The 22,527-nt window shown below is 71.4% G+C and carries 8 protein-coding genes; 1 reads left to right on the forward strand and 7 read right to left on the reverse strand.

From position 1 onward, the window contains the following. Positions 1 to 30 precede the first annotated feature (30 nt). The 5 genes from ABZ319_RS24185 to ABZ319_RS24205 form a co-directional block, all read right to left on the reverse strand. On the reverse strand, positions 31 to 1,017 hold the full coding sequence (locus ABZ319_RS24185) for an ATP-binding cassette domain-containing protein (protein ID WP_354988744.1): 987 nt from the start codon (positions 1,015 to 1,017) through the stop codon (positions 31 to 33). Further along, a complete protein-coding gene (locus ABZ319_RS24190) occupies positions 1,014 to 14,663 on the reverse strand; it encodes an amino acid adenylation domain-containing protein (protein ID WP_354988745.1) in 13,650 nt (4,549 codons plus the stop codon). The genes ABZ319_RS24185 and ABZ319_RS24190 overlap by 4 nt, the downstream gene beginning before the upstream one ends. 341 nt (positions 14,664 to 15,004) lie before the next feature. After that, positions 15,005 to 16,663, reverse strand: a complete 1,659-nt coding sequence (gene lnt, locus ABZ319_RS24195) for an apolipoprotein N-acyltransferase (RefSeq protein ID WP_354988766.1) — start codon at positions 16,661 to 16,663, stop codon at positions 15,005 to 15,007. Between the two features lie 370 nt (positions 16,664 to 17,033). Beyond that, positions 17,034 to 18,629: an amidohydrolase family protein gene (locus ABZ319_RS24200; RefSeq protein ID WP_354988746.1), complete on the reverse strand. Its 1,596-nt coding sequence runs from the start codon at positions 18,627 to 18,629 to the stop codon at positions 17,034 to 17,036. 318 nt (positions 18,630 to 18,947) lie between these two features. Continuing rightward, complete coding sequence (locus tag ABZ319_RS24205) at positions 18,948 to 19,469, reverse strand: FxsA family protein (protein WP_354988747.1); 522 nt, start codon at positions 19,467 to 19,469, stop codon at positions 18,948 to 18,950. Positions 19,470 to 19,624: 155 nt separating this feature from the next. Between ABZ319_RS24205 and ABZ319_RS24210 the strand changes: the two genes are divergently transcribed. Beyond that, positions 19,625 to 20,482: an ion channel gene (locus ABZ319_RS24210; RefSeq protein ID WP_354988748.1), complete on the forward strand. Its 858-nt coding sequence runs from the start codon at positions 19,625 to 19,627 to the stop codon at positions 20,480 to 20,482. On the opposite strand, the gene ABZ319_RS24215 is transcribed toward ABZ319_RS24210, so the two are convergent. Together ABZ319_RS24215 and ABZ319_RS24220 are read right to left on the reverse strand one after the other, a co-directional pair. After that, entirely contained in the window at positions 20,446 to 21,108 is a 663-nt protein-coding gene (locus tag ABZ319_RS24215; RefSeq protein WP_354988749.1) for a response regulator transcription factor, read from the reverse strand. The two genes, ABZ319_RS24210 and ABZ319_RS24215, sit on opposite strands and share 37 nt — an antisense overlap. 9 nt (positions 21,109 to 21,117) lie before the next feature. Beyond that, positions 21,118 to 22,308, reverse strand: coding sequence for a histidine kinase (locus ABZ319_RS24220; protein WP_354988750.1), 1,191 nt, complete (start codon positions 22,306 to 22,308; stop codon positions 21,118 to 21,120). Positions 22,309 to 22,527: the final 219 nt, after the last annotated feature.

The following is a 22,527-nucleotide window of genomic DNA, read 5'->3' on the forward strand; positions in this document are numbered from 1 at the left end:
CGGGGGGCGCGGGGGCGTCGTTCAGGGCGGTCACGACAGGATCTCCTCTTGCACGGTGTCGACGGAGCGGACGGGTGCTTTGCGTTCGGCGGATTTGCCGGTGAGAGAAAGGAATACGTCGTCCAGGCTGGGACGGTGCACGGCGGCGTCGACGACGCAGATGCCGGCGTCGTCGAGCCGGCGCAGCGCCTCGACCATGGTGCGGGTGCCGTCGCCGACCACGATGGTGACCGCGTCGGCGTCGTACCCGGGTTCGCCGATCCCGACCCCCGAGAGCACCTGCATGGCCGGTTTGGGGTCCTGGCCGGGCGCCAGGGTGACCGTGAGCCGGTCGCCGCCGATCGAGGTCTTGAGCTCGTCCGCCGAACCGCGGGCGATCACGCGCCCGCGGTCGATGACGGTGATGCGGTCGGCGAGCAGGTCGGCTTCTTCCAGGTACTGGGTGGTGAGCAGCACGGTGGTGCCGTCGTCGACGAGGTCGCCGATGACGCGCCACATGTCGAGCCGTCCACGCGGGTCGAGCCCGGTGGTGGGCTCGTCCAGGACCACCACCGGGGGCCGGCGCACCAGCGCGCCGGCCAGATCGAGCCGGCGGGCCATGCCGCCGGAGTAGGTGCCCGCCAGCCGTCCGGCCGCGTGGTCGAGGCCGAGCGCGGTGAGCAGTTCGGTGGCGCGGACCCCGGCCTGTTTCTGGCTCATGCCGTACAGCCGGGCGACCATGCGCAGGTTCTCGAAACCGGTGAGGTTGGCGTCCACGGCCGCGTACTGCCCGGACAGGCCGAGCCGGGTGCGGGCGCGGGCCGGATCGTCGAGGACGTCGATCCCGGTGACGCGGACCGAGCCCTTGCTGGGGCGCAGCAGCGTCGTGACGATGCGGACCGTGGTGGTCTTGCCCGCCCCGTTGGGGCCGAGCAGGCCCATCACGGTGCCGGACGGGATCTCGAGGTCGATCCCGTCCAGCACCCGCACCTTGCCGTAGTACTTGACCAGTCCGCTGACTTCGACTGCCAGGCTCATCGGGCTTCCTCCCGCTCGGTGCGAGAGTGACTCGCCGCCAGGTGTTCTCGCAGCACCGGTCCGATGGCGGCGAGTGATTCGGGCGTGGTCATGCCCGCGTGCCGGCAGCGCACGAGATGATCGTGCACGGTGCCGGTGGCGTACGGTTCCCAGCTCGCGGCGCTGCGGGCGGGGTCCGCACGGTTGATCTCGTCGTCGGCGGCGGTGAAGAAGAGCACGTCGCCGTCGAAGACGCCGGGCCGGAAGCCGTGGGCCAGTACCGCGCCGTTGGCGTATCCGGTGTAGAGCCGTTCCAGGTGATCGACGGTGAGCGCCGCGAACGGGCCCGGCCGATTGCGCAGCAGCTCGGCCGCTTCGGGCAGGGTCAGGCGCGGATCGATGTCGGTGTCGCCGAGCAGGTCGCTGCCGAATTCGCCGATGATGTCCGCGACGCTGGGCACCGCGTCCTCGAGCCACCGGTCCGAGAGCTGGTAGCTGTCCATCATGCCCAGCAGCGCGACCCGGTCGCCCAGCTCCTGCAACTGCACGCCGACCTCGTGGGCGAGCAGTCCGCCCAGCGACCAGCCCAGCACGTGGTACGGCCCGTAGGGCTGCACCGATTTGATCTGTGCCACATAGTATTTCGCGGCTTCTTCGATGCTGGAGTGCTGCAGGTTCGCGTGTTCGGGATCGCGGGACACGTGCGGGGCCTGCAGGCCGTAGACCGCCCGCTCCCCCGGGATGTGCGCGAGCAGCCCGGCGAAGCACCAGGCGAGGCCGATCGCCGGGTGCAGGCAGAACAGCGGCGGCAGGGCCGAATCGGTGAGCGGGCGCAACGGCAGCACCGGCTGCAGGGCCGCGGCCAGCGCCGCCCCGGTGTCGCCGTCGGCGTCGGCGAGCCGGCGCGCGATGGCCGCAGGGGTGGAGTCCCCGAACATGGCCTGCACCGGCAGGTCGATGCCGGCGGCCCGCAGCTGCGCGACCACCTTGGTCGCGAGCAGCGAGTTTCCGCCGAGTTCGAAGAAGCCGTCGTCCGCGCCGACGCGTTCGATCCCGAGCACCTCGGCGAAGGCCGCGCACAGCGCCGCCTCGGTCGGGGTGCCCGGCGCCCGGTACCCCTCGCCGGCGGTGAACACCGGCTCGGGCAGCGCCGCGCGGTCGAGCTTGCCCACCGGGGACAGCGGGACCCGGTCCAGCAGCATGATCGACTGCGGGACCATGTAGTTGGGCACCCGCTCGGCCACGTGGGCGAGCAGTTCGGCCACCGCGGGCGCACTGCCCGCGCGCGGCTTCACGTACGACACCAGCGCGGTGGCGCCGGCGGCGGTGCGATGCCCGATGGTGGTGGTGAACTCGACCGCGGGGTGGGTGGCCATGGCCGCGTCGATCTCGCCGAGTTCGATGCGGAAGCCGCGGATCTTGACCTGGTGGTCGGTGCGGCCCACGTATTCCAGATTCGCCGCCCGCCCGGCCTTCTCGGCCCAGCGGACCAGATCGCCGGTGCGGTACATGCGTTCGCCGGGCTTGCCGAAGGGGTTGGCGACGAAGCGCTGCGCGGTGAGTCCGGGCCGGTTCAGGTAGCCGCGCGCCAGCGCCGTGCCCGCCAGCTGGAGTTCACCGGTCACGCCGCCGGGCACCGGGTGCAGGCGCCCGTCCAGGACGGTGGCCTGCACGCCGCGGATGGGCCCGCCGATGGTGATGGGCCCGCCCGGTGTCATGGGCTGGGACATCAGGGTGACGATGGTGGTCTCGGTGGGCCCGTACACGTTGTAGAGGTTGCGGCCCGGGGCCCAGCGGGTGACCAGGTCCGGGGGCAGCGCCTCGCCGCCGACCAGCACGTGCCGCAGCGCGGTGATACCGGTCGGGTCGACGGTGCCCAGCGCCGAGGTGGTGATGAAGGCGTGGGTGATGCCCTCCTCGGCGAACACCGCGCCCAGCTCGTCGCCGCCGACGACCCCGGGCGGGGCGATGACCAAGGTCGCGGCGCCGCCGAGCGCGAACAGCAGATCGAGCATGGCGGCGTCGAAACTCGGTGTGGCGAAGTGCAGTACGCGGCAGCCGGGGCCGACCTCGAAGCGCTGGGCGGTCTCGGCGGCGAAGTTGGACAGGCCGCCGTGGGTGACGACCACGCCCTTGGGGACGCCGGTGGAGCCCGAGGTGTAGATGACGTAGGCCGGGTTCTCCATGCGCAGCGGGCGCAGGCGCTCGTCGTCGCGGATCGTGGTGTCCGCGGCGGCCAGCACCCGGCGGCGGAAGGACGGTGCGTCCAGCACGGTCCAGTTCGCGCCGTCGGGCATGCGCTCGCGATGCTTGGCGAGCGTGATGCCGATGGCCGCACCGGAATCGGTGAGCATGTGGCTGATGCGCTGGGCCGGGTAGGTGGGATCGACCGGCACGAACGCCGCGCCGGCCTTGGCGATGGCCAGCGTGACCGCCACCGACTCGGCCGAGCGCGGAATGCCCATGGCGACCAGGGTTTCCGGGCCGACGCCGTAGCCGATGAGCACCCGGGCGAGCCGGTTGGTCCAGCGGTCCAGGGCGTCGTAGGAGATCTGTGTGCCGCCCGCCCGCACCGCCACGGCCTGGCGGTTGCGGTCGGCGGCGGCCGTGAAGACCTCCGGGAAGGTCACGGGCACACCGGCTTCGACACCGCGGACCGGGGCGAGCGCGGTCCATTCGGCGGCGTCCAGGAGTTCGAGGTCGCCGACCGCGGTGCCGGGGGCGGCCGCGGCCGCGCCCAGCAGGCGGACGAAGCGATCGGCCAGGCGCTGGGCGGTGGCGTGCTCGAACAGGTCGGCGGCGTAGTCGACCGAGACGGTGATGCCGTCGGGTTCGCGGCCCGGGGTCCAGGATTCGGTGAGGGTGAACTGCAGATCGAATTTGGCGATGCCGGGATCGGCGTCGTCGGCCTCGATGCGCAGCCCGGGCAGTTCCAGGACCCGGACGGGCTGGTTCTGCACCGAGAGCATGACCTGGAACATCGGGTGGTGTGCCTGCGAGCGCACCGGATTCAGGACCTCGACCAGCCGCTCGAACGGGACGTCGGCGTGGGCGAAGGCTTCCAGGTCGGTGTCGCGGACCGCGCGCAGCAGGTCGCCGAACGCGGCGCCGGAGTCCAGGCGGGTGCGCAGCACCAGGGTGCCGACGAACATGCCGATCATGCGGTCCAGGGCCGGGTGCCCGCGCCCGGCGATGGGCGTGCCGACGGTGATGTCGTCATCGGCGGTGACCCGGTGCAGCAGGGCCACCAGGGCGGCGTGCAGCACCATGAACATGGTCACGCCGTGTTCGGCGGCCAGGGCCTGCAATTCGCGATGCGTGAACGCGTCGAGGGTGCAGGTGACGGTGCCGCCGCGGTAGCTGGGCACCGGCGGGCGCGGGCGGTCGGCCGGGACCGAGAGCAGTTCCGGGATGCCGGCCAGGGCGCCGCGCCAGTAGTCGAGCTGGCGGCTGATGACCGAGTCCGCCTCGGTCTCCGCGCCGAGCACGTCCTGTTGCCAGAGCGTGTAATCGGCGTACTGGATGGGCAATTCGGGCCAGTCGGGTTCGCGGCCGCCGGCGTAGGACCGGTAGGCCGCGGCCACGTCGGCGGCGAGCGGTTGCAGGGACCAGCCGTCCATGGCGATGTGGTGCACGACCAGGACCAGGACGTGTTCGGCGGTGGCGCTGTCGACGCCGGTCAGGCGCAGCAGGGCCGCGCGCACCGGAACGGTGGCGCCCAGGTCGAATCCGGCGGCGGCCACCCGGCGCACCTCGGCGGTCACCTCGGGCGCGGGGATGGTGCGCAGCGGCAGCGAGATCGCCGCCTCCGCCGCGTCCAGCACGTGCTGGCGGGGTTCGCCGTCGAGTTCGGGGAAGACCGTGCGCAGGGTTTCGTGCCTGCGCTGGACCGCGTGCAGCGCCGCGTGCAGGGCCTGCACGTTCAGCTCACCGCTCAGGCGCAGGGCGACCGGAATGTTGTACGCGCCCAGTGCTTCCCCTGTGGCGTTGAACTTCTCCAGGAACCAGAGCCTGCGCTGGGCGGCGGACAGCGGAATCCGTTCGGGCCGTACCCGCCGGTGCGGTTCGGGCCGCAGTTCGGTGGTGGCGGGTCCGCTGTCCAGCGCCTGGGCGAGTCCGGCGACGGTGGGTGCGGCGAACAGCGCGCGCACCTCGAGCCGGACGCCGGTGGCCGCGGCCAGCCGGGCCACCAATTGGGTTGCCAGCAGCGAGTTTCCGCCGATCTCGAAGAAGCTGTCGTCGGCGCCGAGCTGTTCGGCCCCGACCAGGTCGCCCATGATGCCCGCGACCAGGAGTTCGGTCTCGGTCTCGGGTGCGCGGGACACGACGGCGACCACGGCCTGCGGTTCGGGCAGCGCGTCGCGATCGAGTTTGCCGACCGGGGTCAGCGGAATGCGCTCGAGCACGGTGAGCGAGCCCGGCACCATGTGCGCGGGCAGGCGATCGGCGCAGTGCGCACGCAGCGCGTCCGGGTCGACCGCGCCGCCCGGCTGGGCGGGCAGCACGAACGAGACGATGCGCGCCGTGCCCGCCATCTCGCGAACCTCGGTGTGCGCGAAGTGGATCGCGGGATGCGCGGTGAGCACGGCGTCGATCTCGCCGAGTTCGATGCGGAAGCCGCGGACCTTGACCTGGTGGTCGCTGCGGCCGAGGTAGAACAGTTCGCCCGCGGCGGTCCAGCGCACGACGTCGCCGGTGCGATACATGCGCCCGCCCGCGGGACCGTGCGGGTCCGCGACGAACCGCGCCGCGGTGAGCCCGAGCCGGTCCAGGTAGCCGCGGGCGACGCCCTGGCCACCGACGTACAGCTCGCCGGGGACACCGACCGGAACCGGCCGCAGGCGCTCGTCCAGCACCAGTGCCCGGGCGCCGCGCACCAGGGTGCCGATGGTGACCGGCTCCCCGGGCTGCATCGGCCCGGCGATGCTGATGACCACGGTGGCCTCGGTGGGCCCGTAGCCGTTGAACATCAACCGGCCGGGCGCCCAGCGGGAAACCAGTTCCGGGCCGCACGCCTCGCCGCCGACCGCGATGGACCGCAGGCCGGGCAGTTCCCACGCGTCGCGGTCGATGGTGGCCAGGGCCGCGGGGGTCAGGAAGGTGTGGCTGATCTCCTCGCGTTCCATGAGCGCGGCGAGTTCGTCGCCGCCGTAGATGTCGGTCGGGACGATGACCATGGTCGCGCCGGCGCCGATGGTCAGCAGCAGGTCGAAGATGGCGGCGTCGAAGCTCGGCGAGGAGAAGTGCATGGTGCGCGATTCGCGCTCCACCCGCATGCGGTCGCGGATCTCGTCGCCGAAGTTGGACAGGCCGCCGTGGGTGACGGCCACGCCCTTGGGTTTTCCGGTGGAGCCCGAGGTGTAGATGACGTAGGCCAGGTCGGCGGTCCACAGGGTGTCGACCCGGTCGGCGTCGGTGATCGGGCCGTCGTCCAGGACCTCGAGCTCGTCCAGGAGTTCGGGATCGTCGAGCAGCAGCCATTCCATGGCGTGCTCGCCGGCCGCGGCGTAGAGCCGGTCGGCGTGCTCGCCCATGCTGATGCCGACCGCGCAGCCGGAGTCGGTGAGCATGTGCCGCACCCGGTCGGCCGGGTAGTTGGGGTCGACCGGGACGAAGGCCGCGCCGGACTTGGCGACGGCCAGCACCGACAGCACCGATTCCACCGAGCGGGTGAGCCCGAGCGCGACCCGGTCCCCCGGGCCGAGCCCGCGCCGGATGAGGGCGCGCGCCAGGCGGTTCGAGTACACGTCGGATTCGAGGTAGCTCAGCGCGGTGTCGCCGAACTGCACGAAGTCGCGATCGGGGTTCAGGTGCGCGGTGGCGGCGAAGTAGGCCGCCAGGCTGCACTGCGGTTCGGGCGCCGGGCCCCAGGCGGGGGTGAACAGTTCGCGTTCGGCGTCGGTGCGGGCGTCGATGTCGCGGATCCGCACGCGCGGGTCTGCCGCGACGGCGGCGAAGATCCGGTTCAGGCGCTCGGCGAGGGTCTGCACCGTGGCCTGGTCGAAAAGTTCGGCGGCGTACAGGAATTCGAACACGCGCTGTTCGGGCGCGGTCCCGGGCAGCACCCGCAGTTCGAGATCGAACTTCGCGAGCGCGATATCGAGTTCGTCGGCTTCCAGCGCCAGTCCGGGCAGGTGCAGGGTGGGGACCGGGGTGTCCTGCACGGTGAGTGCCACCTGCAGGACGGGCCGGACGCCGCCGGTGCCCAGTTCCTCCACGACCCGTTCGAACGGCACCTCGGCGTTGGCCATGGCGGCGAGTTCGGTGTCGCGGTCGGCCTGCAGCAGTTCGGCGAACCCGCGATCGGGGTCCACGTCCGAGCGCAGGATCAGGGTGTTGACGAACATGCCGACGAGCTCGTCCAGGCGGGTGTCCCCGCGCCCGGCGACCGGGGTGCCGATCACGACGTCGCGCCCGCCGGTGACGGTGCGCAGCAGCACCGCCAGGCTGGTGCGCAGCACCATGAACACGCTGACCCCGTGTGCGCGAGCCACTTCGGCGATGCGGCGCTGCAGTTCCTCGGCGACCTCGAAGCGCACCGCGCCGGCGCGCTGGGTGGGCGCGGCCGGGCGGGGCCGGTCGTAGGGCAGCGGCATTTCCTCGGGCAGATCCGCGAGCGCGGTGCGCCAGTACGCGAGCTGGGTCGCGGCGGCGCTCTCGGGATCGGACTCCTGGCCCAGGCAGGCGCGCTGCCAGAGGCTGAAGTCCGCGTACTGCACCGGCAGCGGCGGCCAGGCCGGGGCGGCCCCGCCGTGCCGGGCGGTGTAGGCGATGGCCAGGTCCCGGGTGAGCGGGCCCAGCGACCAGCCGTCGGCGGCGATGTGGTGCAGCGTGATGCCGAGCAGGTGCCGGCGATTGCCGGTGCGCAGCAACGTCATTCGCAGCGGGATCTCGCGGGTCAGGTCGAAGCCGCGGCGGGCCAGCGCGCGCAGGGCGTGCTGGGCGCCGGTCTCGTCGGTTTCGATGGGGTCCAGTGCGGGCAGGCAGTGCGCGGTCTCGAGCAGGCGCTGGAAGGCGCCCTGTTCGTCCTCGGGGAAGACCGTGCGCAGCACTTCGTGCCGATCCACCAGGTCGGTGAGAGCGGCGCGCAGTGCCTCGACGTTCGGATCGCCGTCGATTCGCAGCACGAACGCGATGTTGTACGCGCTGGATTCGGGGGAATATCTATTGAGGAACCACAGTCGCTGCTGCGGCAGGGACAGTGGTATGCGCTCCGGGCGCGGGGTGTGCACCGCCAGCGCCGCTTTCCGCGTCCGGGGCGCCTCCTGCAGCCGGACCGCGACCCCGGCCACGGTGGGGGCCTCGAAGATCGCGCGGACCGGCAGTTCCACCCCGAACTCGTGGTGCAGGGCGGCGGTGAGCCGGGTGGCGAGCAGGGAGTTGCCGCCGATGTCGAAGAAGTTGTCCTCGGCACCGTGGATCGGCGCGCCCAGGACGGCGCCGAAGACCTGCGCGACCTGCTGCTCCATCTCGGTGCCGGGGGCGCGCGATGGCGCGATGGCGCCGAAATCCGGTGCGGGCAGGGCTTTTCGGTCGAGCTTGCCGGACTGGGTCACCGGGACGGTGTCCAGGATGGTCAGCGCCGAGGGCACCATGTAGCCGGGCAGGCGCCCGCGCGCGGTGGCCAGCACGGCCGCGGAATCGAGTGCGGTGTCGGCGGTGAGGTAGGAGACCAGGCGCGGGACGCCGCGCTCGTCGTTGTGCACGACGGTGAGCGCGAAGGTGATGCCCGGGTGGGCGCGCAGCACGTGGTCGATCTCGCGCAGCTCGATGCGGAAGCCGCGGATCTTGATCTGGTCGTCGGCGCGGCCCAGGAAGCGCAGCTGCCCGGCGGTGTCGGAGACCACGAGATCGCCGGTGCGGTACATGCGTTCGCCGCGCCGGCCGTGCGGGTTGGCCGGGAAGGACTGCGCGGTGAGGCCGTGCCTGCCCAGGTAGCCGCGGGCGAGACCGGGACCGGACAGGTACAGCTCGCCCGCCACGCCCGGCGGGACCGGGTGCAGGCGGCCGTCGAGCACGAACAGGCGCATACCGCGCACCGGCAGGCCGATGGGCACGGGCTGCCCGGCCACCATGGGTCCGGTGGCGGTGGCGGCGACCGTGGCCTCGGAGGGGCCGTACATGTTGTGCATGCGCCGCTGCGGCGCCTCGGGCGGCCGCGACCGCGGGTCGGTCCAGACGCGGACCAGGTCTTCGGGGCAGGCTTCGCCGCCGACGACGACCGCCTCGAGTTCGGGCAGCGCGTCCGCGGGGACGGTGCCCAGGGCGGCCGGGGTGACGAAGGCGTGCGTGATGCGTTCGGCGCGCAGCAGATTCGCCAGTTCGACACCGCCGTAGATGCCCGCGGGGGCGACCACGATGGTGGCGCCCGCCGCGAAGCCCAGCAGCAGTTCCAGGACCGAGGCGTCGAAGCTCGGGGAGGAGAAGTGCAGGGTGCGGGCGGTGTCGGTGACCTTGAACAGGTGCATCTGCTCGTGCGCGAGCGAGGCCAGACCGGCGTTGGTGACGACCACGGCCTTGGGTTTGCCGGTGGTGCCGGAGGTGTAGATCAGGTAGGCCGGGCCGGCGGTGCGCAGCGGGTGGTGCCGGTCGGCGTCGGTGACGGGGGTGACGGGGAACCGGGCGCATTCGGCGCTGAGTTCGTCCGAGCCCAGCAGCAGCCAGTCGACGTAGGTCTTGCGGTGCCGGCCGCGGTTGGCGGGCCAGGTGGGCATGTCGGCATGGTGGTGCGCGTCGGTGAGGCCGAGCATGGCGCCGGAGTCCGAGAGCATGTGCGCGATGCGGTCGGCCGGGTAGTCCGGGTCGATCGGCACGTACGCGGCGCCGGTCTTGGCGACCGACCACACCGCGAGGATGCTGTCCAGGCTGCGGGGCAGCGCGATGGCCACCACGACCTCGGGTCCGGCGCCGTGCTCGATGAGCACCCGGGCCAGGCGGTTGGAGCGTTCGTCGAGATCGCGGTAGGTGGTGTCGCGGTGCTGGAATCGGACCGCGACGCTGTCGGGCACGCGTTCGGCGGTGTCGGTGAGCAGCCGGGCCAGGGTGGTGCCGGGTTCGCCGGGCGCGCCCATGATGGGCACGAGCTTGGCGGTTTCGCGGGCGTCCAGCAGCGGCAGATCGCCCACGGGCACGCTCGGGTCGGCGACGGCCGCGTCCAGGACCGAACCGAAGCGCCGGGCGATCGCCTCGACCGTGGCGTGGTCGAAAACGTCGGCGGCGTAACCGAATTCGGCGGTGAGTCCGGCGTCCTCGGCGCTCACGCCCAGCGGCTCGTGCACGGTGAGCTGCAGGTCGAACTTGGCGACGTCGACCTGCATGGGCAGCACGGTGGCGCTGAGCCCGGGCAGCTCGAAGCTCAGTTCGGGGGTGCTGTCGTAGGAGAGCATGACCTGGAACAGCGGGTGCCGGGCCGCGGAGCGTTCGGGGTTGACCACGTCCACGAGCCGTTCGAAGGGCACGTCGGCGTTGGCGAAGGCGTTGAGGTCGGTGTCGCGGACCTCGGCGAGCATGCGGTCGAATCCGGCGGCCGGGTCGACCCGGGTGCGGAGCACGAGGGTGTTGACGAACATGCCGACGAGTTCGTCCAGCGCCGGATCGCTGCGGCCCGCGATGGGTGTGCCGATGGCGATGTCGGTGGTGTTGCACAGGCGCGAGAGCACCGTGGCCAGCGCCGCGTGCAGGACCATGAAGGTGCTGACCCCGCGTTCGGCGGCGACCGCGGCCAGGGCCTTGCGGGTGGCGGCGGAAATGGTGAATTCGACGCTGCCGCCGTCGGTGGAGCGCCGGCGCGGGCGCGGGCGGTCCAGCGGCAGATCCAGCTGATCCGGCAGATCGGCCAGGGCGGCCCGCCAGTAGGCCAGCTGCTTGGACAGCGCGCTGGCGGGATCGGCCTCGTCGCCGAGCAGTTCGCGCTGCCACAGCGCGAAATCGGCGTACTGCACCGGCAGCGGCGTCCAGTCCGGGGCCGCGCCGGCGGTGCGGGCGGCAACCGCGCTCATGATGTCGCGGGTCAGCGGGGCGATGGACCAGCCGTCGCCGCTGATGTGGTGCAGCACCATGAGGAAGACGTGCTTGTCCGGCCCGATGTTGTACAGCGCCACCCGGACCGGGGCCTGGCTGCGCAGATCGAAGCCGTAACCGGCGAATTCCCCGGCGAGGCGCTGCACGTCGTCGTCGGTGGCGTCGACGGGTTCGAGGGTGAGCGGGATCTCCGCCGCCGGGTGCACGACCTGGCCGGGCCCGTCGGGGGTGTCGGGGAAGGTGGTGCGCAGGCTCTCGTGCCGTTCGAGCACGTCGAGCAGACCGGCGCGCAGGGCCGAGATGTCCAGGGGCCCGGTCAGTTCCACCGCGAGCGGCATGTTGTAGGCGGCGGCGTGCTCGGCGAAGCGGTTGAGGATCCACAGTCGCTGCTGTGCCAGGGACAGCGGAATGTGTTCGGGCCGTGCGCCGGCCACGAGTTTGAGCGTGGCGCTCTCGGGCTGCGGGGCGTCGAGCCGCGCGGCCAGGGCGCTGATGGTGGAGTATTCGAACAGATCGCGGATGGTCAGGGCCGCGCCGAGCGCGGCGTTGACGCGGGCGATGGCGCGCGCGGCGCTGAGCGAGTTGCCGCCCAGATCGAAGAAGTTGTCCTCGACGCCGATGTCCTCGGTGCCCAGGACTTCGGCGAAGATGGCCACGAGCCGGCGCTCGGCCTCGGTGCCCGGTTCGGTGGCCACGCGCGCGGGGCGGCGCAGCGCGATCTCCGGGTCGGGCAGAGCCTTGCGGTCGACCTTGCCGTTGGCGCTCAGTGGTAGTTCGTCGAGCACCATGAGCGCGGCGGGCACCATGTAGCCGGGCAGCAGCTTGCGCAGACCGGCACTGAGTTCGGCGGGATCGAGCGGGCCGGCGCCGGGGGCGGCGACGGCGTAGGCGGCGAGTTCGTCGCCACCGCGGCCGCGCCGGGCCACGCACACCGCGCGGGCCACGCGCGGATCGCTCAGCAGCGCGGTCTCGATCTCCCCCAGTTCGATGCGCAGACCGCGGATCTTGACCTGGAAGTCGCTGCGGCCCAGGTATTCCAGCACGCCGGTGCGCCCGGCCCGCCAGCGCACGAGGTCGCCGGTGCGGTACATGCGGGTGCCGGGGGTGAAGGGGTTGGCGACGAATCGATCCGCGGACAGGCCCGGGCGGCCCAGGTAACCGCGCGCCAACTGCACGCCCGCGAGATAGAGCTCACCCACGACGCCGGGGGCGACGGGCTGCAGCCGGGTGTCCAGGACGTAGGTGCGGGTGTTCCACACCGGGGAACCGATGGGCACGTCGGTGGCGCCGGGGGTGCAGTGCCAGGCGGTGACGTCGACGGCGGCTTCGGTGGGGCCGTACAGGTTGTGCAGTTGCGGTGCGTCGGGGCCGGCGCCCAGGGCGGTGTGGAACTCGGCGACGGTGGCGGCGGGCAGGGCTTCGCCGGAGCAGAAGACCCGGGCCAGGCCCGTGCAGCCGGCCACGTCGGTGTCGGTGAGGAAGACCGAGAGCATGGACGGCACGAAGTGCGCGGTGGTGACCCGCTTGTCGGCGATGACCCGGGCCAGGTAGCCGGGGTCGCGGTGCCCGTCGGGGGCGGCGATGACCAGGCGGGCGCCGATCTGCAAGGGCCAGAAGAATTCCCACACCGAGACGTCGAAGGTGGCGGGGGTCTTCTGCAGCACGACGTCGGTGGCGTCGAGGGGATAGGCGTGCTGCATCCAGCGCAGGCGGTTCACGATGGCGGCATGGCTCACGCCCACGCCCTTGGGCTTGCCGGTGGAGCCGGAGGTGAACAGCACGTACGCCAGGTGGTCCGGGCGCAGCGGGGTGGTGCGTTCGGCGTCGGTGACCGGGCGGCCGGACCGGTCGTCCAGGTCGGCGCTGTCGATGTCGAATCGGGGTGCGCCCGCGGGCAGTTCGAGGGCGTCGCGGCTGGCGGTGAGCACGCACAGCGGGCGCGCCTGGTCGAGCACCTGGGCGACGCGGTCGGCGGGATGGTCGGGGTCCAGCGGCAGGTAGGCCGCGCCCGCCTTGACGATGGCGTACATGCCGATGAGCAGTTCGTGGCTGCGGCGGATGGCCAGCGCGACCACGGTGTCGGGGCCGGCGCCGCGTGAGATGAGTTCGCGCGCCAGGCGATTGGCGCGGTCGTCGAAGGCGGCGTAGGTCAGGGTATCGCCCTCGAAGTCCAGCGCCATCCGGTTCGGGGACAGTGCGGCGCGCTCGGCGAAGAGCCCGGCCAGGGTGCCTTCCTGGCGGGCGACCTGGGTCGAATTCCATTCGTGCAGAACGCGTTCGCGCTCGAGTTCGGTGAGCGCGGGCAGATCGCCGACGACCTGCTCGGGTGCGGCGTGCAGGAAGCGCTCCATGAAGTCCAGGAAGCGGCCGTGGTGCATGGTGAGTTCGGCGTCGCCGTACAGGCGCGGGTTGGCCTCGAAGTCGATGTGGATGCGATTGCCGACGCCGTTGTAGAGGTTGATGGACAGGTCTTCGACCGGGCCGGTGGAGAGCACGTTGAGCGAGCCGACCAGACTGCCGAACTTCAACTCGCTGTGGAACAGCATGAGATTGACCATGGGCCCGAAGAAGCCGCGGGCGTCCCGGGAGTAGCCGCAGTCACGGCGGATGTCGTCGCTGCGGTAGCGCTGGTGGCGCAGGGCGCCGGTGATCTGGAGTTCGACCGCGCGCACGGCGTCGGCCACGGTGGCCGCGGCGTCGAAGCGCACGCGCACCGGCACCACGTTCGAGACCACGCCCGCGGAGCGGCGCAGCGCCACGGTGGTGCGCGCGGAGACCGGCAGCGAGAGCACCACGTCCTGGTTGCCGGTGACGGCGCGGACGTAGCAGGCCAGGGCGGCGACGAAGAGCGCGGAGGTGTTGGAGCCGAAGGCGCTCGCGGCGGCCTGCACGGCGTCGGCCACGTGCTGGCCGAGTACCGCGGTGGCGCAGCGGCGGCCCGCGTCGGATCCGGCTCCGACGACACTGGTGGCGGCCAGCGTGATGGGTTCGTTCACGCCGTCGAGCTGTTCGCGCCAGTAGTCGCCGTCGCTGCGGAAGCGGCTGGTCTCGCGGTAGCGGTTCTCGTCGCCGTAGATGGTGGACAGCGGGGTGGCGCGGGAGACGACCGGCTCGGTGTGGTCCTCGAGCGAGGTGTAGATCTCCGCGGTGCGAGTGAGCGCGTTCATGGCGCCGTAGCCGTCGATGACGATGTGATGGCCGCGCGAGTACCAGATGTAGTCCGAATCACCGGTCCGCAGCACCACATTGATGGTGAGCGGATCGTGTTCGATGTCGATGGGCGAGCTGGCGTGATCGTTCATCCAGGCCAGGGCCGCGGCGCGCGGATCGGGTTCCTCGCGCATGTCGATCCGCGCCCAGCCGGGCCGCCAGGTGGGATCGACCGCCTGATACGGCACCCCGTCGATCTCCCACATCCGCACATGCCCGACCTCGGTCTCCGCGCCGAACCGCTCGACGGCGTACAGCAGACGGCCGACATCCAGATCGCCGTGGATCTCCACGTACTGGGCGATGGTGAGCGGAATGTCGGGCCGAATGCGTTGCGCGTACCAGAGGGCCGATTGCGCGGGAGAGAGCGCGAATGGTTGAGCCGAGAATTCACCCGAAGAACATTGGTCGACACGATCGGTGGCCAATGAACTCATCAATCACTCCTTCTGCCGCTGTTGACGCAACTCCCCGAACCCCCGTGCCCCGAACCGTTCGGCTTTCGCGCACGCGCGAGCCTTAGGACGTGATCCACGCCCTATGATTCGGAGCATCACGCCGACTGGATCGGTGGTGATCTCGAGTTGCCCGGCAACGAACGGCGTCGGCGGAGCGATATTGTGATCAGCTACTTCAAAGCAAACCTCGCGATTTTCACGTAACTCGCATAGGGAACCGGATTGAATTCGGACATATCAACCGAAGTAACTGGGCTTGGCTAAATTTCGGCGAATTGGACTCCGCCGAGCGGGACGGCCCTCGTCATACGTGCCCGCGACTAGCGCGCCGGGTGGGTACCGGCGTCCGGATCGGACGGACCCGCGTGGGTGTGCGCGCGCCGTCGCCATGCCGCCGCCAGGGCGGCAACCGCGGCCAGAATACACAGGATCCGTTCCGGCGCGGGCCCTATCCGCGTCGCGAGTGTCGTATCCGTGCGCAGCGGTACCGAGGCCACCAGCGCGGCCGGCACGAACTGCTCGGTGCGCTGCTGGATGACACCGTCCGCGGTGATGATCGCGCTGACCCCCGTCGTCACCGAAACCACCACGGCGCGACCGTGCTCCACCGCACGCACCCGCGACATGGCCAGTTGCTGATAGGTCATCTCGCTGTCGCCGAAGGTGGCGTTGTTGGAGGGCACGGTCAGCAGTTGCGCACCCGCGCGCATGGCGTCCTGGAAGGCGCGATCGAAGGCGACCTCGTAACAGGTCGCCACCCCGATGGCGACCGGGTCACCGCCGCCCGCCGGATCCACGTGCACCACGCCGTCGCCGTGGCCGGGCACGAAATATCCGGCGCGATCGGCATATTCGGAGAAGAGCCGGAAGAACGAGCGCATCGGGAGGTACTCACCGAAGGGCTGGATGATCTTCTTGTCGTGCCGCTCCGCGGGACCCGCCTCGGTCCACACCATGACCGAATTCGTGGTCGTGCGATCATCGTTCACGAGCACCGCGCCAACCAGGATGGGCGCCTTGATGTCTCGTGCGGCCTGCCGGATGAGCGCGGCGGCATCGGCATTGCGCAGCGGATCGATGTCCGAGGAATTCTCCGGCCACACAACCACATCCGGTTGCGGGGCCTGCCCGGCGGCAACCGCCCCGGCGAGTTCTTCGGTACGCTTGACGTGATTGTCGAGAACGGCGCGGCGCTGAGCGTTGAAGTCCAGGCCCAGCCGCGGCACGCTGCCCTGGATCGCGGCGACCGTGATCGGCCGGTTGCCGTCCTCCGGGCCGGGCAGCGCGGTCCGGAGGATCACTCCGGTGATCGGAACTATAGCCACAAGCATTGCCGCAGCAACAATCCGGTTCCACGATATGGGACGCGAACGCCCCGATCTGGGAGGATTCGGACCTACCGGATCACCGGATGTGTTACGCGCCTCCAGCAACCACACGGCGCACGCGGCCAGCCCGGTGCCGGTCAGCGCCACCGCGAAGCTCACGACCGGCGCGCCGCCGATCATGGCGTAGGGCAGGTACCACCCGTCGGCCTGACCGAAAGCGAGCCTGCCCCAAGGAAACCCGCCGAACGGGAAGCTCGAGCGCCCCCATTCGGTGAACGACCACATGAGCGCCGCCCACAGCGGCCACCCCGGCAGCCGCCCCACCAGGCGCACCAGCAGCCCGAACAGCCCGACGTACACCGACAACGCGGTCGATAATCCGATCCACGGCAGCGGCCCGACGTAAATTCCGGTCCACGGCAGCAAAGGCAGAAAGAACGCCAGACCCGCCAGCATTCCGTATCCGAATCCCCCACGCAGCCGCCCGTTTCCGCGCACGGTGAGTGTGAGAATCGCAATACCGACCGGTGCGAGAAACCACAAAGTCCGCGGCGGAAAACTCGCGAACAACAACAAACCCGCCAGCACGGAGCACAGCATTCGCGTGAGCACCGGATGCGCGGCAACCACCCCGGCCGTGCGGGCGATCATCCCGCTCCGCCCCGCCGCCGGCGCCGCACCGGCCGAGGCCGGCGTCGCAAGCACGCCGTTCGTCGCGGCACCGGCCGCGCCACGGTCATCGGCGTTCGCACCGTTCTCCCCTGCCACGCCGCTGCCCGGCGTCTCATCGGGGCCGGATGGATCCGCCCCCGGGTGTGGCGCGGCGGCCGAAACACGTTCGGTGTCCTCGGACGTGGCCCGCGGCGGGATCTTCTCGGCGGCGAGGTCCGCTGCCACGGGTCGTGACTCCGCCGGGCCGCTCGAACCCGCGGACGCGGACCCGGAGCTCGCACCGGAGGTGGATCGGTTCGAGGGCGTGGGGTCCGAAGAGGTTGGGGGCGGGGTGGTCTCGGGGGTGGAGTCAGTTGCCATGGATCGTGACCCCGCGGTGCACGGTGCGCAGGCAGCGGGGCAGTTCGGCGTCCGGGTCCAGCGGCGGCAGGCCCGGGACTCGGGAGCGCGGGTCGGTCGACCAGCGCTGGACCTTGTCCGAGGCGGCGGCGACCACCAGGTCCGCGGCGTCCCAGACCGCGTAGGAGGCGGGGGCGCCGGGGACCAGGGTGCCCGCCAGGCCGTCGCGGACCCCGCCCGCGCGCCAGGCGCCGCGGGTGGCTGCGGCAAAGGCCGCGCGCGGGGAGATCTGGTGGCCCGGGGTGCGGTGGTGGGCGGCGGCCCGGATCGCGGCCCACGGGTTCAGGGCGGTGACCGGGGAATCGGAGCCGATGGCCAGGGAGATGCCCGCGGCGGCCATGGCGGCGAAGGGGTTCAAGGTGGCGGCGCGCTCGGCGCCGAGGCGGGCCGCGTACATGCCGTCGGGTCCGCCCCAGGCGGCGTCGAAAGCCGGTTGCACGCTGGCGATCACGCCCCAGGCGGCGAGCTTCTCGATCTGCCCGGGGTCGATCATCTCCGCGTGTTCCACCCGATGCCCGCGGGTGGCGAACGCCGGACCGCCCACCTGCGCCACGACCTGGTCGAAGCCTTCGACGACCGCGTCCATGGCGGCGTCGCCGATCACGTGGAATCCGGCTTGGATGCCGGCTTCGGTGCAGGCCAGGACATGGGCGGCAATGGTTTCCGGGTCCAGGTAGGCGGTGCCGCGAGTGTCCAGACCGGCGTAGGGGGCGCGCAGCAGCGCGGTGTGCGAGCCGATCGAACCGTCCACGAACAGGTCGCCGCCCAGGGCGTGCACGCCGAGTTCCTTGCTCAGGGTGCGGGCCTCGTCGGCGGTGCGCACGGCCTGGCCCCAGTAGGCGCGGACCTCGACCCCGTGCGAGAAGTCCAGCAGCTCACGCACATCGGTCTCGCCGGAGATGTCGGGTCCCGCGCATTCGTGCACGGCGGCGATGCCCTGCGCGGCGGCGGCGTCGAGCGCGGCGCGGCGAGCGAGCTCGCGCCGGGCCGGATCGAGCGCGCCCAGGGCGGCGCGGCGGACGCGATGGTGGGCGTCGGCGCGCAGCGGCTCGCCGCGGGTGAAGCCGGTGGCCGCGGTGATTCCGGGGACCGTGTCCAGCAGCGGGGTGGAGACCACGGCCGAATGCGCGTCCACCCGAGCCAGATACACCAGGCGACCGGGTGCGGCGGCGTCGATCTCGGCCGGGGTGGGTGCGCGGCCGCCGGGCCAGGCGGTCTCGTCCCAGCCGTCGCCCAGGATCGGCCCGTCCGGATGCGCGGCGGCGTACGCGCGCAACAGGTCCAGGCAGTGATCGAGCGAACTCGCCTGTGCCAGATCGAGTCCGGTGAGTTTGAGCCCCAGGGCGGTGACATGCACGTGCGGGTCCACGAAGGCGGGCGCGACGAACGCGCCGTCCATCTCGACGATCTCCGCGTCCGGGTGCAGCGCGCGCCCGGCGCGGTCCGCGCCGACCCACACCACGGTGCCATCGGTGACCGCCATGGCCGTGGCATCCGGGTTACTCGAACTGTAGATTCGGCCGCCGACAAGCAACTGGGTACTCACGGGTTTCCAGTCTGCCGCACGCGGCTCGCCCGCCCGCAACCGCACTACCGCACAGCGGAACGAGCGGCCTGTCTGCACGGGTCCACCCGCGACCGGCCGTCGCTACATCCTGTCGTGCGCGCACCGGGGATCGAGTCGATCCACGCGCACCATTGAGCGAATCCCGACCGCTCGTCACAGCTGGTGCGCCTGACAGCTCTCCCCGCGAACGAACGCGGCGCAGGTACGCATCCTCCGGGTGGGCCCGCCCTATCTACAGCGCGAGGGCCGAGCGCGGTGTGCGCTCGGCCCTCGTGGAAGCGGGGGTCGTGCCCGCGATCAGTGTGTGGGCTTGGTGAAGTCGGTCGAGCCGTCGATGATCATGCGCCGGGCCGGGCCCTGGCCGTCGTCGTAGTACTCCCCGACGACGGTCGCGTCGATGACCTCGCCGTCGGGATCGATCACCACGTTGCGGTACCCGTACGGGCCGACCGCGGTCGCCACCCGCGAGAGCCTGCGGGCCGCGAACGCCGCGACCAGCGGGCGCAGCAGGAACCGGGTCACCGGGGTCAGGGCCAGCAGGCCCAGCAGCGAGGTGAGCAGGCCCGGCACGAACATCAGGACCGCGCCGACGGTGACCAGTGCGCCGTCGGCGACCGCGGTGCCTGGGTCCAGCTCACCGCGCGACGCGCGCCGGAAGCCCTCGAACACGCGCCGGCCCTGCGAGCGGACCAGGATCAGACCGGCCGCCGAACCCAGCACGAGCAGCAGGATCGTGGGGAAGACGCCGATGAGGTGACCGAAGAGCACCAGGGTGGCGATCTCGGCTGCGAAGTAGGCCAGGAACAGCAGTGCGGGCATGGGGGGCGCTCCTTTCGAGCGATCTACTCCGTCAACGACCGATGGCGCGATTTTTCTCCCGATGCGGTGGTTCTCACATCCGGCGCGAACTGTAGCGTCGCCTTTCCAGCTCGCGATGCATCAGGCAGCGCACCCGCATCGACACAGGTAGATCCATGGTCCAGCTCGATTCGGCGTCCCCGGACGCACCTCGCCCGCGCACGCGCAGGCAGGCGTGGGAGCGCGCCACCAATGTCCCGATGCTGACCCTGGCCGTGCTGTTCGTGGGCGTGTACGCCTGGCAGGTCCTGGACACCGGCGCTTCCCCGCGCCTGGACACCTGGCTCACGGTCACCGACATCGCCATCTGGGCGGTGTTCGCGGCCGATTTCGGTATCCGGGTGTGGCTCTCGACCGACCGGTGGCGGTTCGTGCGCCGCCGCCCGATCGAGGTGCTGATCGTGCTGCTGCCGCCGTTCCGCCCGCTGCGGCTGATGCGCGCGGCCCTGCTCATGCTGGACAGTCTCAATCGCAGCCGGGTCACCCGCGCCCGGCTGGCGATCTTCGTGGGCACGAGTTCGCTGCTCATCATGTTCCTGTGTTCGCTGGCGTTCTTCGACGCCGAATACGGCGCGCCCGAGAGCAAGATCCTGAATTTCGGTGACGCCCTGTGGTGGTCGATGGTGTCGGTGACCACGGTCGGTTACGGCGACGTGTATCCGGTGACCACCGAGGGCCGGTTCATCGCGCTGATCCTGATGACGCTGGGCATCGGCCTGATCAGCTTCGCGATCGGCACCGCGACCAGCTGGGTCCTGGATCAGCTCAAGGCGGTGGAGGAATCGAGCGGCCGCGCCGATCAGGAGATCGGTGCGCTGGTCACCGAGGTCCGGGCGCTGCGGGCCGAGGTCGCGGCGCTGCGCGGATCCGATGCATCGGGCGACGGCTCCGCGGCGCCGGGCGCGGAGGACAACGGCTCGGCTGCGCCCGCGGTCGATCAGGAGCTGCCCGGCCGGACCAGGCCGGTCTCGTAGGCGAGCACCACGGCCTGCACGCGGTCGCGCAGCCCGAGTTTGGTCAGCACCCGCCCGACGTGGGTCTTCACCGTCGCCTCGGACAGGAACAGCACCCCGGCGATCTCGGCGTTGGAGCGCCCGACCGCGATGTGCTCGAGCACCTCGCGTTCACGCGCGGTCAGCACCTCGAGCACGCCCGGGTCGCGCCCGGCGGCGGGATCGTCGGCGATGAGGCGGTCGAGCAGGCGTTTGGTGACCTTCGGGGAGACCACGGCGTCACCGGCGGCGACGCTGCGAATGGCGGAGATGAGGTCCTCGGGCGGGGTGTCCTTGAGCAGGAACCCGCTGGCCCCCGCCCGCAGCGCGCCGAGGGCGTGTTCGTCCAGGTCGAAGGTGGTCATGACCAATACGCGGCTGCCGCAACCGGATTCGATGATGCGCGCGGTGGCGGTGACGCCGTCGGTGACGGGCATGCGCACATCCATCAGGACCACGTCGGGGCGCAACTCGGCGGCGCGGGCGATGGCGGTGGCGCCGTTGTCGGCCTCCCCCACCACCTCGAGGTCGGGGTGGGCGCCGAGCACCATGCGCAATCCCGCGCGCATGAGCTCCTGATCGTCGACTACTAGAACGGTGATCGGCACCCGTTCAATCTATCGGTCGGGTTCGAGGTCGCCGAGCGCCGCTCGATCCAGCGGGATGGTGGCGCGAACCGTCCAGCCGCCGTTGCCGTTTCGGCCGGTGTCCAATGTGCCGCCCAGCACCGCGATGCGTTCGCGCATGCCCAGCAGGCCCAATCCGCTGCCGGGGATGCGGTTCGAGGCCGGTTCGCCACGACCCGAATCGCTGATTTCCACGAGCACGTCGCTGTCGCGGCGGGCCACGACGACTTCCGCGCGCGGGTCCGGGCCGGCGTGGCGCAGGGTGTTGGTGAGCGACTCCTGCACGATGCGGTGAATGCCCAGGCTGACCTCGGGGCTGACGGTGTCGAGTTCGCCCGCCATCTCCAGCCCCACGGCCAGGCCCGTCTCGCGCATCATGTGCACGACCTTGGCGATGCCCGCGGTGCCGTGCTGCGGGAGTCCTTCGGGCGCGTGTTCGCTGCGCAGCAGTTCGACCGTGCGGCGTAGTTCGCGCAGGGCGTCGCGGCCGGTCCCGGCGATGATGGTGACGGCTTTCTCGGCGGCGTCGGGGTCCTGGCGCAGGGTGTAGCGGGCGCCGTCGGCCTGCACGATCATGACGCTGACCGCGTGCGCGACCACGTCGTGCAGTTCCCGGGCGATGCGGGTGCGTTCGGCGGCGACGGCGTCGTGGGAGCGGCGTTCGCGGTCGTAGTCGGCCACGGCCAGGCGTGCGGCGACCTCGTTGTCGTAGGCGTGGCGGGCGCCGACGAATTCGGCCAGGGTCCAGCACAGGGCGTAGTACAGGGCGGTGAAGGCGGTGTCGGTGAAGCCTTCGGGGGTGTCCAGCAGCAGATAGGACAGGCCGCCGTCGACGAGCAGCGCGCCCAGGTACCACAGGCCCTCGCGCCGTCCGACGTACGCGACGAGCGTGTACAGCATGATGCCCAGGCCCAGCAGCGCCGGATGCAGCGAGTTGCCCTGTGCGAGACCCCAGTGCACGAGCGTCAGGCAGATCGAGAATGTCACCAGCGCAACGGCGCTCGCGCGCGGATAGGTGCGCCGGAACACCATCGGCAGCACGAGCAGCACGCCCAGCACGACGTAGACGACCCGATGCCTGCTCTCCCCGATGGCGAGCATGTCGATGATCAGCAGACCCAGCGCGAGCATGGAGTCCGAGATCAGCGGCCTGTCCCGCAGCCACAAACTGAACCGGCGCATGCCCACCACCCTAGGCCCGGCCCCGCCCCCGCCCACCGATCCCCGACCGCCGCGAGTTACCCGGACACCCCGCGCCGGGTCCGACCGGGACGATGCGCTCGCCCGCCACACGCTCGCCGAATCGGCCACCGATCAATACGTCAAGTGCGCGCGGACCCCCGCGACCGAATTCGACCGGACGGTGCCAGGCGTTCGCTCCACCATGCGCTCGCGGAACGC

The sequence above is a fragment of the Nocardia sp. NPDC005978 genome (genome assembly GCF_040614455.1).
Taxonomy (GTDB): domain Bacteria; phylum Actinomycetota; class Actinomycetes; order Mycobacteriales; family Mycobacteriaceae; genus Nocardia.